General features: G+C 60.5%; 15 protein-coding genes. 6 read left to right on the top strand and 9 right to left on the bottom strand.

What is annotated here, in order from left to right; all coding sequences use genetic code 11:
* From AAC126_RS06795 to AAC126_RS06760, 8 genes are all read right to left on the bottom strand, one after another.
* Positions 1 to 377: carboxymuconolactone decarboxylase family protein (locus AAC126_RS06795; RefSeq protein ID WP_339851381.1), on the bottom strand; the 377-nt coding region annotated here is incomplete at its 3' end.
* A gap of 81 nt (positions 378 to 458) precedes the next feature.
* Positions 459 to 4,109, bottom strand: a complete 3,651-nt coding sequence (locus AAC126_RS06790; protein ID WP_339851379.1) for a DUF4347 domain-containing protein — start codon at positions 4,107 to 4,109, stop codon at positions 459 to 461.
* A gap of 261 nt (positions 4,110 to 4,370) precedes the next feature.
* A complete protein-coding gene (locus AAC126_RS06785; protein ID WP_339851377.1) occupies positions 4,371 to 4,652 on the bottom strand; it encodes a DUF2160 domain-containing protein in 282 nt (93 codons plus the stop codon).
* 14 nt (positions 4,653 to 4,666) lie between these two features.
* Positions 4,667 to 5,476: a carbohydrate ABC transporter permease gene (locus AAC126_RS06780; protein ID WP_339851374.1), complete on the bottom strand. Its 810-nt coding sequence runs from the start codon at positions 5,474 to 5,476 to the stop codon at positions 4,667 to 4,669.
* A gap of 1 nt (position 5,477) precedes the next feature.
* Positions 5,478 to 6,341, bottom strand: a complete 864-nt coding sequence (locus AAC126_RS06775) for a sugar ABC transporter permease (RefSeq protein WP_339851372.1) — start codon at positions 6,339 to 6,341, stop codon at positions 5,478 to 5,480.
* Positions 6,338 to 7,429, bottom strand: coding sequence for an ABC transporter ATP-binding protein (locus AAC126_RS06770; RefSeq protein ID WP_339851371.1), 1,092 nt, complete (start codon positions 7,427 to 7,429; stop codon positions 6,338 to 6,340). Before AAC126_RS06770 ends, AAC126_RS06775 begins: the two co-directional genes overlap by 4 nt.
* A gap of 12 nt (positions 7,430 to 7,441) precedes the next feature.
* Positions 7,442 to 8,524, bottom strand: a complete 1,083-nt coding sequence (locus AAC126_RS06765; RefSeq protein WP_339851370.1) for an ABC transporter ATP-binding protein — start codon at positions 8,522 to 8,524, stop codon at positions 7,442 to 7,444.
* Positions 8,525 to 8,699: 175 nt separating this feature from the next.
* Positions 8,700 to 10,436, bottom strand: coding sequence for an ABC transporter substrate-binding protein (locus AAC126_RS06760; RefSeq protein WP_339851369.1), 1,737 nt, complete (start codon positions 10,434 to 10,436; stop codon positions 8,700 to 8,702).
* Positions 10,437 to 10,798: 362 nt separating this feature from the next.
* Here AAC126_RS06760 and AAC126_RS06755 point away from each other — a divergent pair, with 362 nt between their 5' ends.
* From AAC126_RS06755 to AAC126_RS06730, 6 genes are all read left to right on the top strand, one after another.
* On the top strand, positions 10,799 to 11,593 hold the full coding sequence (locus AAC126_RS06755; RefSeq protein ID WP_339851367.1) for a DeoR/GlpR family DNA-binding transcription regulator: 795 nt from the start codon (positions 10,799 to 10,801) through the stop codon (positions 11,591 to 11,593).
* 13 nt (positions 11,594 to 11,606) lie between these two features.
* Complete coding sequence (gene glpD / locus AAC126_RS06750; protein ID WP_339851364.1) at positions 11,607 to 13,106, top strand: glycerol-3-phosphate dehydrogenase; 1,500 nt, start codon at positions 11,607 to 11,609, stop codon at positions 13,104 to 13,106.
* A 99-nt stretch (positions 13,107 to 13,205) separates the two neighbouring features.
* Positions 13,206 to 14,120: a DMT family transporter gene (locus AAC126_RS06745; RefSeq protein WP_339851362.1), complete on the top strand. Its 915-nt coding sequence runs from the start codon at positions 13,206 to 13,208 to the stop codon at positions 14,118 to 14,120.
* Positions 14,121 to 14,217: 97 nt separating this feature from the next.
* Positions 14,218 to 14,853 carry a uracil phosphoribosyltransferase gene (gene upp / locus AAC126_RS06740; protein WP_339851359.1) on the top strand — a complete coding sequence of 212 codons (636 nt, stop codon included), beginning with the start codon at positions 14,218 to 14,220 and terminating at the stop codon, positions 14,851 to 14,853.
* Positions 14,854 to 14,881: 28 nt separating this feature from the next.
* Positions 14,882 to 16,087, top strand: a complete 1,206-nt coding sequence (locus tag AAC126_RS06735; RefSeq protein ID WP_339851356.1) for a CaiB/BaiF CoA-transferase family protein — start codon at positions 14,882 to 14,884, stop codon at positions 16,085 to 16,087.
* A gap of 31 nt (positions 16,088 to 16,118) precedes the next feature.
* Entirely contained in the window at positions 16,119 to 16,658 is a 540-nt protein-coding gene (locus tag AAC126_RS06730) for a cysteine hydrolase family protein (RefSeq protein WP_339851354.1), read from the top strand.
* A 3-nt stretch (positions 16,659 to 16,661) separates the two neighbouring features.
* Here the strand turns inward: AAC126_RS06730 and AAC126_RS06725 are convergent, their stop codons facing one another.
* Complete coding sequence (locus tag AAC126_RS06725; RefSeq protein ID WP_339851351.1) at positions 16,662 to 17,138, bottom strand: VOC family protein; 477 nt, start codon at positions 17,136 to 17,138, stop codon at positions 16,662 to 16,664.
* Positions 17,139 to 17,192: the final 54 nt, after the last annotated feature.

Here is a 17,192-nt window from a genome sequence, read left to right as displayed (position 1 = left end):
CGTTCGTAGACAACTTCCTCGCCACGTTTGATTGCGGCTATCTCGTCGGGTGTCATGCCTTCCTTCAGGGCGATCTGCTCGTGCGCCCACCACTCATACTGGGAGCGCCAGTGTTTCGCGACCGTGAGGATCGCTGTCTCCCGCATGGCGCCGGACAGGGAGGATTCGAACCGCAGCTTCACGCCGAGAGTTTGTGCCGCTCCGCCGGTCTCTGGAGTGTGCAGCCAAGCATTGAACGGGCCGCGCAGGGCACCGCTCTTCTCCATCATGTCAATGCCCGGGCCTGACTTGAAACGGACACCGCCGGTGATTGCTTCATAGAGTTCTGCCTGGGCGGGATCGAGCTTGCCTGGCGCGAGTTTGGGTAGGCGGTCCATCTGGAAATCTCCGGGCGAGAGGGCCTGAAACGGCCTGGATGCGGCCGCTCCCGGCAAGGGAAGGTCTGTTCGCCTTCCAGTCTAGGCGCGGCCTCCTCCGAAGTCATCATAACCGCCCCAACCGTCATAGCCGCCAAAGCCGAGATCGGATGTCCGTACGCCGATCAGGGTGACTGTGACGCCATCCGACATTGTCAGCACCGCATTTCCGCCGACATCAGCGGCTTCATAACTCAGCCCTGCCTCGAATTGCAGGCTGTCCTGTCCGACCGTGAAGTCGAGGATCTGATCGTTCCCGCCACTGCCCTCAATGAGGAACGTGTCGGCGCCTTCACCGCCCACAAGCGTATCGTTGCCGAGATTGCCGACGAGCAAGTCCGCCCCGTTGTCGCCGACCAGATAATCGTCTCCCTGGCCGCCATAGAGGGTGTCGTTGCCGAGATTGCCATGCAGGACGTCGTTCCCCTGATTGCCGTAGACGATATCGTCATTCTGACCGCCATAGAGACTGTCCGCGTCGCTTTCACCCATCAGCGTGTCGGACCCCTTGTTTCCATAGAGCACGTCGCTGCCGATGCCGCCGGATACAGTATCCTCGTCCTGACCGCCATAAAGCGTATCGTTACCTTCGCCGCCGAACACAAGGTCGATGCCCTTGTTGCCGTAGAGAACATCCTCGCCGCCGCCGGAGCCGATCGTGTCGGCGCCGCCGCCGCCCATCAAGGTGTCGTCATCCGGCCCAAGGGAAATGAATTGCGTGGCATCGTCTCCGACGACGTAATTTTCCCCAGCCCCGCCGGTGATCGTGGCGGAGCCCATAACCGATGCGAATTCAATATTGTCGAGTGTCAGGGACGTTCCGGTTGGCAAATTCCGAATGTCAATCACGAACGCTTCGGATTGCGTCGCGTTGGTACTGCCGGTGATCACAATTGGATCTTCCGGAGTGCCCGTTACGGTCGTTGGAATAATGGTCCGGACGTCCAGGCCCTGGTTGCCTGCGAGTGTGCCCAGAAAAGACTGAGTGTTGGAATCCAGCGCCGTTCCACCGCTTTCCGAGGCGACCGTCGAGGCCGCATTCGAGGACGTCACCGTTGCTATCGGCGTTGTCACCGTCATGCCGGAGCCTGCAGGAAGGGTCACTGTCGTCCCGCTACCGCCACCGGCATTTGTCAGTGTTGTGGTACCGGAACCGCCAGCTGAAGTCGTTACGGTCTGCTGTGTCTTCAAGCCATCGCTGGAGGTCGTCGGAGCACTGACCGTCGTCCCGCTGCCGGCAGTGACGCCAGCACCGGTAGACCCGCCACCCGAGGACGACTCGCCACCGGAGGAAGATCCGCCACCCGAGGAACCGCCGCCGGAGGACGGTCTGACGAACTGTACAGTTGTGGAGCCGGACGTTTCTGTCACGCTGAGCGTCAGCCCAGCTTCGAAATTAGCCAGATTGATTGTACCGGAGCCGAGATTAATCGAACTGCCGAGTGCTGTACCGTTCAGGCTGCTGACAAGCCCGGTTGCGCCATCGACAATGATGATGTCGTCGTAGTCCAGACCAGAGATAGTGTCGCCGTCAAAATCCGCAATGGATCCAGTGAAGAAGGAGATGCCGCTGCCACCGTCAAGCAGATCGGCGCCCGCTCCGCCATCGATCAGGTCAAGACCATCTCCACCAAACAGCGTGTCGTTGCCAGCATCGCCGGATATACGATCATTGTCCGCGCCACCATAAACGACATCGTTCCCGTCTCCGCCCATCAGCTCGTTGCCGATGCCGTATATATTGATTAATTCGCCCGGGGGCAGGAAGCCGCCGTCACCTGCCCCGGCATAGAGAACATCGTTGCCGGCCCCGCCAAGGATGGAATCGTAACCGTCCCCTCCCGAGAGTGTGTCGTCGCCGTCGGCGCCGCTCAGAGTGTCGTGGCCACCGCCGCCATCAATGAGGTCTCCTGCCGCGCTGCCGGTAACATTCTGTCCGCCAGCCGAGCCGGTCACGTTGAACCGGTCAAGCCCGCTGTCTCCAGCGCTGAGGCTCGTCCCGTCGGCCTGTGCTGCGGTCAGCGTGATCGTCTGCGCGGCGCTGTCGCTTCCGGTCGCGATAGTTTCGAAGGCATTGATGGTTGCACCGGAAATGTCGCCCGTATCGGTAAGCGTAAGGGTTTCGTTCTGCGCCGCTGTTACGGTGCCTGTGAAGCCCGCGATTTGCATTGTCTTCATGCTTACATTGGCGTCGTTTGCAAGCGTCAGGTTTTCAAAACCGGAAAGTGTCGCGCCGGAAATGTTCGCGCCGTTGCCGAGCGTCAATGTGTCTGTGCCCGCGCCACCCGAGAGCGTTCCAACTGCGGTCAGGGAGTCCACGGAGATTGTGTCGGCTCCGGCGCTACCGTTGATGCTCTGATAGGCGGACCCCAGAGTGAATGTCAGGCCGCCTGCGCCGAGGACGTAATTCTCGATGCCCGATGCACCGGTGACCGTCCCGTCCCCGCTTGCATCCGTCAGGGTAACGGTCTCGTTCCCACTGCCGCCATTGACCGTCGTGAAGCCGTCATACTGTGCGGCCGTCATGGTCACGCTGGCATTGTCGGCCAGCTTGAGGATCTCGAAATTCTGCAGGGTAAAGCCGGAAACTGTCAGATCGCTGCCATCGGCAAGCTGGATGGTGTCGGTACCGGCGCCACCATCGGCGACGGACGTTCCTGTGATGTGGGATGCATCGGCAATGATGAGTGTTTCGTTGCCTGCCCCGAAGGTTACATCGACATTGGTACCGTTAGTCGTGTTGAAGCCGCTGCCGGACGTCGTTCCGCCGATGAAAGGCAGGGTGAAGACGATATTGTCCAGGTCGATCCGCCAGGCATCCCCGCCTTCGTAGCCGACTTCGAACGAGGTAATTCCGGTCCAGTCGGTTGGGGTAAGGTTCGTGCTGAAGGGAGGGGTGAAATCGTCGATCTCGAAATCGTCTTGTGTGACGGCCGTTCCCGCATTTGCGGTGAAGGTATAGAGGCTGCCGGTATCGACGCTGATACTTTCATTGATGTCGAAGGAGGTGACATTGATGGCAGTGTTAAAGGTGATCGTATAGCTGTCGCCGGCGCCGAGATCGCTCGGATTGAAGGCTTCGTCATCGTCGCCGGTCATGGTGCCGCTGTCGGACCGCGTGATCGTCATGGTCGTGGTGCCGTCGTCGGCCGTCACCGTCACCGAGTTGGTGCCGCTGCCCGTGATGTTCGACATGTCGAAGCTGGCGAGCCGGTGCGGATAGGCCTCCAGCGCCGGGCGCGCGAACAGCGCACTAGCGGCGGGCAATCCATTCCAGCCTGTGTCACCACCGAGATCGGAGGTGGAAAGATCGATATCGATGCCGAGCGCGTTTTCGAGAGCGCTCGCAAATGCAGTCCCTTCCGGCCCGGCCCCGGCAGAGCAGGAAACCAGGATTGCCTCGGCGCCGGGTGCCAGGCTGTCGCGGATGCGCCCGAGTGCGATATCCGCATGGCCGAGCGCCTCACGGTCCATGCGTGTGCCGGACAGCATCACTGCACCGGGTTCACCATGCGCGACAATGACAAGGCGGTCGATTTTCCGGCCGGTGGAGACCCGGTCCGCGATCTGGGCAAGGGGATCGCCTGCCGACTGGAGGAGATGAACCTCCGCGCCGTGATTGAGGCCGGCTGTAAGGATATCGAATTGTCGGACCGCAGGGTCCACGAAAACCAGTGCGCGGGAATTCTTCATGCGCCAGATCCACTCGTTTTTGAGGAGATATTAGAAGAGTATTATAAATCTAAACGATTAATATTCAGATCAGGTTGTCGTTGTCAAATCATTGAAAAATAGGAAAAATTTAATAAATTTCCTTCACGGTTCATGACGTGAGGCGGTTTCGATTAAATACATGAAATAATTAAGGTATTTGCCTTTGGCATGAAAAAAACCGGAAGGAGCGAAGGGCCCTTCCGGTTCATGCCGGGATGGCATCTTCTGCCGATGGGGTGGTCACACGTATCGAAACACCAGGAGCCCATAAACCAGAGCGATCCCGAGCGGGCCCCAAAGCACTGTGCCCACCAGCCCGAGCCAGGCCAGGAAGATAAACGCGCTGCCGAGCAGCCAGATGAAAAGCCGGTCGCCGCGCGTTGTCGTCAGGCCGAGCACGCCGTCGCGCGGGGCGCCGCCGGGATTGCGCAGCTCCAGCATCGTCATGGTGCCGAGGCAGCAGGCGATGAAAATGAAGAAGGCGGCGGTGGGCCAGGTCCAGGCCATCCAGCTTAATCCCATGAGCTGTCTCCTTCCTAGACCCGCCCGAGGGCGAAGCCCTTGGCGATGTAGTTGCGGACGAAATAGATCACGAAGGCGCCCGGGATGATTGTCAGCGTACCCGCCGCTGCCAATAACCCGAGCTCGTAGCCTGACGAACTTGCCGTCTTGGTCATGGTCGCCGCGATGGGTTTCGCCTCGACCGCTGTCAGGGTCTTCGCCAGCAGCAGCTCGACCCAGGAGAACATGAAGCAGAAGAAGCAGGCGACGCCGATCCCGGCGGCGATGGTGGGTACGAAAATCCTCAGGAAGAAGCTCCAGAAGGAATGCCCGTCCACGTAAGCCGTCTCGTCCAGCTCGCGCGGGACGCCGGACATGAAGCCTTCGAGGATCCAGACCGCGAGCGGAATGTTGAAAAGGGTGTGCGCCAGGGCCACGGCGATATGCGTGTCGAACAGGCCGACCGCCGAATAGAGCTGGAAGAAGGGCAGGGCGAAGACTGCCGGTGGCGCCATGCGGTTGGTCAGCAGCCAGAAGAACAGGTGCTTGTCGCCGATGAAGCGATAGCGCGAGAAGGCATAGGCGGCCGGCAGCGCGACCGCGACCGAGATCGCCGTGTTCAGCGTCACATAGGTGATCGAGTTCACATAGCCCATGTACCAGGTCGGGTCGGTGAAGATGGTGATGTAATTGTCGAGCGTGAATTCCTGCGGGTAGAGCGTGAAGCTGCCGAGGATCTCGTTCGTGGTCTTGAACGACATGTTGATCAGCCAGTAGATCGGCAGCATCAGGAACAGGATATAGAGGCTCGGCACCAGCCATCCGGCGGTTTTCTTCGCGTTCATGTCACTGCTCCTCGTTCCGCGTCATCACGGTGTAGAAGACCCAGCTCAACAGCAGGATGATCAGGAAATAGACCAGCGACATCGCCGCCGCCGGGCCGAGATCGAACTGGCCGAGCGCGATCTTCACCAGATCGATGGAGAGCAGGGTGGTCGAGTTGCCCGGCCCGCCGCCTGTCAGCACGAAGGGCTCGGTATAAATCATGAAGCTGTCCATGAAACGCAGCAGAAAGGCGATGGTCAGGACCCGCTTCAGTTTTGGCAGCTGGATGAAGCGGAAGATCGCCCAGCCTCCGGCACCGTCGATTTTGGCGGCCTGATAATAGGCGTCGGGGATCGAGCTGAGACCGGCATAGGCCAGCAGCACCACGAGCGAGGTCCAGTGCCAGACATCCATCAGGATCAGCGTGAACCAGGCATCGCCGGGCTGCCGGGTGAAATTGAAGTCGAAGCCGATGGCGTTCAGCATATGTCCGAGGAAGCCGATATCCGGCAGTGCGAAGATATTCCACATGGCGCCAACCACGTTCCACGGGATCAGCAGCGGCAGGGCCATCAGGACGAGGCAGACGGAAACCCATGGCCCCTTGCGCGGCATGCAGAGTGCGATGGCAACGCCGAGCGGCATTTCGATGGCGAGGATGCTGGCGGTGAAGATCGCCTGCCTGCCGAGGCTGGCATGAAAGCGGTCGGATTGCAGGATGTCCTGAAACCAGATGAGTCCGGCCCAGAAAAACTCGTTGTTCCCGAAGGTCTCCTGCATCGAGTAATTGACCACGGTCATCAGCGGGATGATGGCGTTGAAGGCGACCAGCGCGAAGACAGGAAGAACGAAGAACCAGGCCTTGTTGTTCTGCAGCTTGTTCATGCTTTTGCTCCTTCGGCCACCAGCCAGCCGTCGCGATAGACCCGCGTCCGGTCGGCCCGGAATGACAATGCGGTTCTGCCGGTCGGGATTTCGACGCCTTCAGCCACCAGCAATTTCACCGGGGCATCGCCGATGCGCGTTTCCACGATCTGATAACGGCCGCTGTCGCTGACATTCACCACATCGGCCGCGATACCATTGCCATTCTCTGAGAGGTTGACGAATTCCGGGCGAATACCGAGCCTTAGCGAGCCTTCGGCGTCGTCCTTCACAATGGCTGCATTACTGGTCGCGACGGGCTGGCCATGCAGGAAAGCCTGGCCGCCCTTCACCTCGCAATCGAGGATGTTCATGCCGGGCGAGCCGATGAAATGACCGACGAACTCATGGCCCGGCGTTTCGAACAACTCGACCGGCGTGCCGATCTGCACTACCTGGCCGGCATTCATCACCACCACCTTGTCGGCGAAGGTCAGGGCCTCGGTCTGGTCGTGTGTAACGTAGACCATGGTCCGCTTCACCCGCTGGTGCAGCTCCTTCAGCTTGGAGCGGAGCTGCCATTTCAGGTGCGGATCGATCACTGTAAGCGGCTCGTCGAACATGATCACGTTCACGTCGGAGCGGACCAGACCGCGGCCGAGGGAGATCTTCTGTTTACCGTCGGCGGTGAGGCCCGAGGCGCGGTTCATCAGGGTGTCTTCGAGATCGATCATGGCCGCGATCTCACGCACCTTCTCATCGACCTCCGCTTCCAGGACGCCGCGATTGCGCAACGGGAAAGCCAGATTGTCGTAGACGCTCATGGTGTCGTAGACGACCGGGAACTGGAACACCTGCGCGATATGACGCTCGTCCGGAGCAAACCCTGTCACGTCCTTGCCGTCGAACAACACCTTGCCGTGGCTCGGTGTCAGCAGGCCGGAGATGATGTTCAGCAGTGTGGTCTTGCCGCAGCCGGACGGGCCGAGCAGGGCATAGGCGCCGCCATCCTCGAAGGTGAAGTCGAGCTGTTGCAGCGCATAGTCTTCGGGTCGCTGCGGATTTGTGCCGTAAGCGTGCCGGAGATCGTCGAGGGTGATTTTCGCCATCGTCTCTCTCTCCTAGGCCCGGGCCGAAGCGGCGGCAGCCAGCGCGCCGTCCGGGGCGAAATACATGGCCTGTGCGAAATCGGCGTGCAGGTGGGCCTCTGCGCCGACCTCGAAAGCATGGATGCCGTGAGACTGGGAAACCCATGTCCCGCCACCCTTGGCGAAATGGATGATGCTTTCCGAGCCGCTGAGTTCGGTTACCATGACCCGGCCGGAAACCGGCACCGGGTCTGCGCCTGCCGCGACAGTGGTCACGAAATGTGGCCGGATGCCGAGCGTGTAGGGACCGTCCGAAAGAGAGGAGGCGGGGCCATTGGCAACCCAGCGTGCGCCCTCGGCATCGGTGAAGTGATCGCCGTGTTTCTCGCAGGACATCACGTTGATCGGCGGATCGGAAAAGACCTGGGCGCTGAGCAGGCTGTTGGGCTTGCGGTAGATCTCGCGGGTCGGGCCGAACTGGGTGACGGCCCCCTCGAACAGCGTGGCGGTGTTGCCGCCGAAGAGGAGGGCCTCGGTCGGCTCCGTCGTCGCATAGACCACAATGCAGTTGCGGTCGGCGAAGAGGCGCGGCAGCTCGTCGCGCAATTCCTCGCGCAGTTTGAAGTCTAGGTTCGCCAGCGGCTCGTCCAGCAACACCAGGTCCGCATCCTTGACCAATGCGCGGGCGATCGCGGTGCGCTGCTGCTGACCGCCAGAAAGGGCGGCGGGCAGGCGGTCCAGCATCGGGGTCAGGCGCAGCAATTCGGCCATGTCGCCGACCCGCTGCCGGATCAGCTCTTCCGATGCGCGTGCCACCCGGAGCGGGGAGGCGATATTCTCATAGACCGTGTAATTCGGATAATTGATGAACTGCTGATAGACCATCGAGACGTTGCGCTGCTGCACCGGCATGCCGGTCACGTTTTTGCCATGGAACCAGACTTCGCCTTCCAGCGGGCGTTCGAGCCCCGCCATCAGCTGCATCAGCGTGGTTTTACCGGCGAGCGTGGAGCCGAGCAGGATATTGAAGCTGCCGGGCTCGAACGTCAGGTCGGCCGGGTGGATATGCACCGCGTTACCGACACGCTTGGTTACGCCTTTGAGTGTGAGTGTCATGGCCTATCGAGAGGTCGGCGGATGGTGGTGCGGGCCGTCCCGCTCGTCCTGTCCGCATGTAAATCACTTTTGGCCGGAAGCGCCTTGGCGCGTCGGGCATCGAAGAAAAAATCCGGGGCCGGATCGAGGGATACGGCCCCGGCGGAGTGGAGTCTCCGAGCTAGGGAGATCGGTCCTAGTTCTGAGCCCAGCGTTTCACCAGCTCATCGTAGGAAACTGTTTCGCCCTTCGGCTTCTCGTTGGCGAGCGGGGCCTTCGCGCCACCCTTACCGAGCCATTCGGACGGATCCTTCTCAACATTCAGACGCGGGCCGCAACCGCCATAGGTATTGTTGGCCTTGTCCGCGCGTTCCATGCGCGCCATCACCTGATCCATCTCGCTGGCGAGACGGTCCATGGCTTCCTGCGGTGTGAAGGCGCCGGAATTGACGTCACCGATCTGCTGCCACCAGAGCTGGGCCAGCTTCGGATAGTCGGGCACGTTCACGCCGGTCGGCGACCAGTTCACCCGGTCGGGCGAGCGGTAGAACTCGACCAGGCCGCCGAGCTTCGGCGCCCGTTCGGTGAAGGATTTGTCGTTGATGTCGCTGTCCCGGATGATGGTCAGGCCGACATGGCTTTTCTTCAGGGACACGGTCTTGGCAACCACGAACTGGGCATAGAGCCAGGCTGCCTTACGCCGGTCGACCGGGGTCGACTTGAAGAGTGTCCATGACCCGGCATCCTGATAACCGAGCTTCTGGCCTTCTTCCCAGTACGGGCCGTGCGGGGACGGGGCCATGCGCCAGAGCGGCACACCGTTATCGTCTACGGTGTTGTTGCCGTCTGCCTTGGACGCGACCATGGAGGCGGTGAAGGCGGTGTACCAGAAGATCTGCTGGGCCACGTTGCCCTGGCTCAGGGCCGGAAGCGACTGGTAGAAGTCGTAGTCCGCCGCACCCGGAGGCGCATATTTCCGCAGCCACTCATCCCATTTGCGGATGGCATAAACAGCCGCTGGACCGTTGGTTCCGCCGCCGCGGGTGACGGATGCACCGGCGGGATTGCAGGAGCCTTCCTCCATCCGGATGCCCCACTCGTCAATCGGCCGGCCGTTCGGCAGACCTTTCGAGCCGGCACCGGCCATGGAGAGCCAGGCATCGGTCATGCGCCAGCCGAGATCGGGGGCTCGTTTGCCGTAATCCATGTGACCGTAGATACGGACGCCGTCGATCTCCTTCACATGTTCGGTGAAGAATTCGGCGATATCCTCATAGGCGGACCAGTTCACGGGAACGCCCAGCTCGTAGCCGTACATCTCCTTGAATTTGGCCTTCAGCTCCGGCTTGTTGAACCAGTCGTAACGGAACCAGTAGAGGTTCGCGAACTGCTGGTCGGGTAGCTGATAGAGCTTGCCGTCCGGACCGGTGGTGAAGGACTTGCCGATGAAATCGTCAATGTCGAGGCCGGGATTGGTGACGTCCTTGCCGTCGCCCGCCATCCAGTCCGTGAGGTTGACCGCGAGTTGCAGGCGCGCATGCGTGCCGATCAGATCGGAATCGTTGATATAGGCATCATAGAGGTTCCGGTTCGTCTGCATCTGCGTCTGAACGGCCTGAACCACCTCGCCCTCACCGAGGAGCTGGTGGTTGACCTTGATGCCGGTGATTTCCTCGAACGCCTTGGCCAGGGTCTTCGATTCATATTCGTGGGTCGGGATGGTCTCCGACAGGACGTTGATTTCCATGCCCCGGAAAGGCTCGGCGGCCTTGACGAACCACTCCATCTCGGACTTCTGGGCGTCCTTGGAGAGGGTGGAGGGCTGGAATTCGCTATCGATCCATTTCTCGGCTTCCGCAATGCCCGCCTTTGCGACGTTCGGCACGGCGAGAAGAGCCGTGACCGCAACCGCGGCCATCAGTGTCTTCTTCATTATTTTCCTCCCAGCTTTATCAGCTGAGGTGACTATCAAACGAAAAAAATCGAAGGTCAAGTCATGCGCGATAAAATGAATATTTTTACCCGGAAAAAGTATTAATAATAATATGGATTATTTCAAATAAAGATAATAAATACAGGTATATGGAATAAATTTCCTGATGTGATGATGCGCTAAAATCGTGCGTTGTACTGCGCGAGGCGCTTTTACGCTTCAGAGAAAGGTTGTCAGCTAATCGAAAGAAAACGAATATGTGGCGCTTCGCTGGCAGGGGCGGCGTGAAATTTATGTATTTGGTCGTTCGAGCGTTCGTTCGAACTGTTTAATGTCCTGAACGAAAGATAACGAAAGGACACATGATGGATCCGGTTTCGCCACGGCAGACCGATATCCTGAAGAAAGCCCGGCAGGACGGGCGGGTCGGGGTCGATGATCTCGCGCTTCAGTTCGATGTAACACCCCAGACCATCCGCAAGGATCTGAACGAGATCTGCGATGCCGGCCTGCTGCAGCGGGTGCATGGCGGCGCGGTCTATCCGTCAGGTGCGATCAATTACGCCTACGATGCGAGGCGGACCCTGGCGGCCGAGGAAAAGCGGCGGATCGGCGCGGTTGCCGCTGCCCTGATCCCGGACAACAGCTCCGTCATCCTGAATATCGGGACGACAACGGAGCAGGTGGCCTTTGCCTTGCGGGAACGTGAAGGCCTGATGGTCATCACCAATAATATCAACGTGGCGAACATCCTGCGCGAATCCCCCTCCACCGAAGTCATCATCGCCGGCGGTCTGGTGCGGCGGACGGATGGCGGCATCGTCGGCGAGGCGACCGTTGAGTTCATGCGGCAGTTCAAGGTCGATCACGCGGTGATCGGGGCCTCGGCGATCGACGAAGAGGGCAGCATTCTTGATTACGATTACCGCGAGGTCCGCGTTGCGCAGGAAATTATCCGGCATGCGCGGCGCACGATTCTTGTCGCCGACCATATGAAATTTGACCGGAACGCGCCGGTGCGCATCGGCCATCTCAGGGACATCGATGTCCTGGTGACGGATGCCGAGGTGCCGGAAAGCGTTCAGGAACTCTGCGCGCTCAATGGCGTCACGATTGCCCGCGCGCCCGGAATTCTGAGTGAACAAAGCTCAAGCTGAGAGGAAACTCCCGATGTACGACATCGCCGTAATCGGTGGCGGTATCAATGGCTGCGGTATCGCCCGTGATGCCGCCGGGCGCGGTTATTCCGTCTGTCTTGCCGAGATGTCGGATCTCGCCAGCGGTACCTCGTCCTGGTCGACCAAGCTGATCCATGGCGGCTTGCGCTATCTGGAGCATTACGAGTTCCGGCTGGTGCGGGAGTCTCTGGAGGAGCGCGAGGTGCTTTGGGCCATGGCGCCGCACATCGTGCGTCCGTTGCGGTTCGTCCTGCCGCATCATGCGGGACTGCGCCCTGCCTGGCTGCTCCGGCTCGGCCTGTTTCTCTACGATCATCTCGGCGGGCGCAAATTGTTGCCGCCGACACGGGTTCTGAACCTGAAGACGGACGCGGCGGGCGCTCCGCTGAAAGACGATTTTCGCAAGGGCTTCGAATATTCCGATTGCTGGGTCGACGATGCCCGCCTCGTGGTTCTGAATGCCCGCGATGCGGCGGATCGCGGAGCCGATATCCATACCCGCACGCAAGTCGTGAAAGCGGTGCGCGAGGACGGGCACTGGCGGGTGACATTGCGGGACCTGCGCACGGGCACGGAACGCGATATCGAGGCGCGCCTGCTGGTCAATGCGGCGGGACCGTGGGTGGACAAGGTTCTTGGCAATGCCTTCGGGCAGAATGGCGCGCGGAATGTCCGGCTGGTGCAGGGCAGTCATATCGTCGTGCCGAAACTCTACGATCACGACCGCAGCTATATCTTCCAGAACTCCGATGGCCGGATCTTTTTCACCATTCCCTATGAGCGTGATTTCACGCTGATCGGGACCACGGACCGTGACTATGAGGGCGACCCGGCGAAGGTCGCGATCACACCGGAGGAATCCGCCTATCTCTGTGCTGCCACCGGTGAATATTTCAAGAAACCGGTCGCGGTCGAGGATATCGTCTGGACCTATTCCGGCGTCCGCCCGCTGTTCGATGACGGCGCGTCCAAGGCGCAGGAAGCGACACGGGATTATGTCCTCCGCGAGGACGGAAAGCCGGAAGACGGTGTGCTGGTCAATATCTTTGGCGGCAAGCTGACGACCTACCGGCGCCTTGCCAATTCCGTGCTGCAGAAGATCGAGGGAGCACTCGGCGCCAAGGGGCCGGAATGGAGCGGCTCCAAACCTCTGCCGGGCGGGGATTTCCCTGTGCTCGACTTTGCCGGACAGCTCGATGCCCTGAAGCGGCGCTATCCGTTTCTTGATGACGGAACGGCCCTTCGGCTTGAGCGGCAATACGGGACTTTCGCGCTCGAAATCCTCGGGAACGCGAAGACATTTGCGGATCTTGGACGGGATTTCGGAGCTGGGCTGAGTGAAGCCGAAGTGCGCTATCTGATGCGCCGGGAATGGGCTGTTTCGGCGGAAGACGTGCTCTGGCGCCGGAGCAAGCTGGGCCTTCGTCTGACGGTCGAACAAGTCGAGGCACTTGGTGATTTCATGTCGGACCTGATGGCCAGCGCTGCATAGGTAATTTTATTTCATAACCGGGTTGCAAAACGGCCTGTTTGTTTTCATTCTTGCCGCGTTCCGGCGTTCTGTCCGGACCACTCATCCGGGAGCCTACTCATGTTGAGTCCGAAAGCGGGCGGCCTTAATGGCGCCTTCTACGGGAACGCCTATATTTTGCTCGCCCTTACCACACTGATGTGGGGCGGGAACGCTGTTGCTGGGCGGCTTGCCATTGGCGAGGTTTCGCCGATGGCTCTGGTTCTGTTGCGCTGGGCCGGTGTCGTGATCCTGATGGGATTCGTCTCCCGCAAGAAGGTGCTGGCGGAATGGCCGGTGATGAAGCAGCGGTTCTGGTTCCTGTTTGCCCTCGGCGCGCTCGGCTTCACGATGTTCAACGGCCTGTTCTATGTCGCCGCCCATTCCACGGTGGCGATCAATATGGGCATTTTGCAGGGTTCGATTCCGATTTTCGTGCTGATCGGCGCTCTGCTTGTCTATGGCACGCGTGTCTCGCTGGTGCAGGGTGCGGGCGTTCTGTTGACCATGGTCGGCATCATTCTGATTGCCGCTCATGGTGAGCTGGAGCGTCTTGCCGCGCTGGAATTCAATCACGGCGATCTGCTGATGGTCATGGCCTGCGCCCTCTATGCCGGATACACGGTGGCGCTCCGGAAGAGGCCGAATGTGTCCGGGCTTGCCATGTTCACCATCATGGCCGCCGCCGCCTTCGTCACGGCACTGCCTCTTGCGGCTCTGGAGGCCTATATGGGCGATTTCCAGTGGCCGACGCTGAAGGGCTGGGGGATTGTGTTGTTCGTCACCCTGTTCCCGTCCTTCCTGGCGCAAATCTTCTTCCTGCGCGGGGTCGATCTGATCGGGCCGGGCCGGGCCGGGGTGTTCGTCAACCTCGTGCCGGTCTTCGCGGCTGGGCTCGCCGTGATGATCCTGGGGGAGGTTTTCGCCTGGTATCATGCCGCCGCGCTTGTCCTCGTTCTCGGCGGGATCGCACTGGCAAACCGGACGAAGAGCTGAAATTGGCGCAACCGGGCTTGCCCTTTTCGGATGACGGCGTATGACTGGGAAAATATGACAGTTCCCGGTCAGTGACCGGCCCGAGAGGAGAGAGCCCTTGAGCGCACAACCCGTCACCGTCGTCGATCATCCGCTCGTCCAGCACAAGCTGACCCTCATGCGGAAAACCGATACGGCCACCTCCAAGTTCCGTCTTCTGCTGAAGGAAATCGCGCACCTTCTTGCCTATGAGGTGTTGCGGGATCTGGATGTCGAGACCGTCGAGATCGAAACGCCGCTTGAAACCATGATGGCGCCGCGCCTCGAGGGGAAAAAGCTCTGCTTTGTCTCTATCCTGCGCGCCGGTAACGGATTGCTGGATGGTATGCTTGAGCTGGTGCCGTCGGCGCGCGTGGGCCATATCGGTCTGTATCGCGATCCGAAAACGCTGGAGCCGGTCGAATATTACATGAAACTGCCGGAACACCGGGACGAGCGGCTTTTCATCGTTGTCGATCCGATGCTGGCGACCGGTAACTCCGCCGTCGCGGCGATTGAGCGGCTGAAAAAGGCGGGCGCCACGAACATCAAGTTCGTCTGCCTGCTGGCGGCGCCGGAAGGTATCGAGACCTTCCAGAAAGCACTGCCGGATGTGCCGGTCTTCACCGCCTCCATCGACAGGCAGCTGAACGAGAAGGGCTATATCATGCCCGGCCTCGGCGATGCCGGGGACAGGATGTACGGTACGAAGTAAGCGCGGCGATCCGGGTGGGGCGGGGAGCATGACATCATCAAAGCCTTTGGCCGGCAGGCGGGTTCTTGATCTGACCAACGTGCTGGCGGGACCGTTCTGCTGTCATCAGCTCGCCCATCTCGGCGCCGAGGTGATCAAGGTGGAGGTCCCGGGAACCGGAGACCTCGCCCGCCAGCTCGGCTCCGACCGGGAGCTGAACGAGGCCCTCATGGGCGTCTCGTTCCTGGCCCAGAACGCGGGCAAACGCTCCATCACCATCAATCTGAAGTCCGAAGACGGCAAAGCCGTGTTCCGGCGTCTTGTCGCCGGAGCGGACGTGCTGGTGGAGAATTTCCGGCCGGGCGTGATGCAGCGCCTCGGGCTTGGCTTCGATGTGTTGAAACAGTCCCGCTCCGATCTTGTCTATTGTGCGATTTCCGGCTTCGGGCAGGACGGGCCGATGCGGGATCTGCCCGCCTATGACCAGATCATCCAGGGCATGTCCGGTGTCATGAGCATTACCGGCGCACCGGATACCGCGCCCTACCGGGTCGGCTTTCCGGTTGCGGACACTATTGGCGGCCTGACGGCGGCTCTGGCCGTTTCGGCGGCGTTGGCGGAGAAGGACCGGACGGAGCCGCGCTTCATTGACGTTGCGATGCTCGAATCCGTGCTGGCGACGATGGGCTGGGCGGTGTCGAATTTCCTGATCGCGGGCAAGCCGCCACAAGCCGTCGGCAATGATAATGTGACGTCCAGCCCGTCGGGGACGTTCGAGACCGGTGATGGCCTGCTGAATCTCGCAGCCAACAAGCAGGAGCAGTTCGAGACGGTCTGCCGGATCGTGGATCGTGAGGCGCTGATTTCCGACCCACGCTTCGCCACCCGGTCCGGCCGTCTGGAAAACCGGGTGGCACTGGCGGCTCTCTTGACCGAAGCCTTCATGCAGGACGATGCGGTGACCTGGGAGGCCCGCCTGAACGAGGCCGGTGTGCCTGCCGGCCGTGTGCTGACCGTTCCGGAAGTCCTCGCCGTGCCGCAGATCGCGGATCGGGGATTGGTGGAGACTTTCGAGCAGGTGCCGGGCGTCGGCCGGGATGTCAGCATTGTCGTTCCCGGCATTAAAATTGATGGCGAGGCCCCGCGCGTGGCCGCGCCGCCGCCGGAACTTGGCGCGCAGACTGACGAGATTCTTGCCGAATTGGGTTATTCTTCCGGCGAGATTGCGCAATTGAGGGATAGCGGCGGGATTTGACGCAACGCTGATTGCCCTCAAGGAGGCAGGCATGAGAACAGCCCTGATCGTCATCGACATGCAGCTTGGCTCCTTTACACCCTATTCAGCCCGTCATGACACGTTGGGAACGATTGAGCGGATCAACCGGCTGGCGGCGAAAGTGCGCGCGCACGGCATGCCGGTGATCTATGTGCAGCATGATGGCCCGGAGGGCGATCCGCATCACCCGGACGCGCCCGGCTGGCACCTTCTGCCGGAGCTGGAGCAGGCTCCGGACGATATGATCTTGCGGAAGACGTCCTGCGATGCCTTTCTTGAAACGGATCTTGAGGCGCTGCTGGAGCGGGAGAAGATCGACCAGGTCATCGTGACGGGATGCGCCTCGGACTTCTGCATCGATACGACGGTCAGGTCGGCGCTCGCCCGCCGCTACGGAACAGTCGTGCCGTCCGATGGGCATACCACGGCGGACCGGCCCTATCTCTCGGCCGGCAAGATCATCGAGCATCATAACGCCGTTTGGGCCGACTTCCTGTCTCCGGTCGGGCCCGCGACGGTTTTGCCAGCCGCAGAAATCGAGCTGACCTGATCTTCAGGCTTTTTTCGCCTGCCAGTCTTTCAATGTCGCATGAGCATGGTCCTTGCTCGCCATTGCTTCGTCATGACCTTCGCGCTTGGCGGTGAGCTCAATGACATATCCGTTCGGATCGCGAAAATAGATTGAGTCGATGAAACCGTGATCGGCGACGCCCCGGGTTTCGATCCCGGCATCCTTACCTTTCTGATGCATGGTTTTCAGATCGTTGGGCGTGACCTCAAGCGCGATATGCAGATCGAAATCATGCTGCTCCTTGAACTCGAACGGCCGGTCGGGCGCTTCGAAGAAGGCGAGGGCAGAGCCGTCGTCCATTTGATAGAAGGAATGCAAGGTGCCGGTCGCACGCCCACTTTTGGTCTCCGTGATCTCGAAGGCATGGACCAGTGGCAGGCCAAGGAAGTCTTCGTAGAATGCCCGGGTCTCCTCTGAGTCCCGGCAGCGGTAGGCATTGTGATGAAGTCCCTTGATCATTGTGTCCTCCCGATCAGCATGCTTTGGCGGTTTATTACCCGCCTTGCATTATCT

This window comes from uncultured Nisaea sp. (assembly GCF_963974195.1).
Classification (GTDB): Bacteria; Pseudomonadota; Alphaproteobacteria; order Thalassobaculales; family Thalassobaculaceae; genus Nisaea.
The sequence above is the reverse complement of the archived record's forward strand: the minus strand, read 5'-3'. Positions and strand labels throughout refer to the sequence as shown.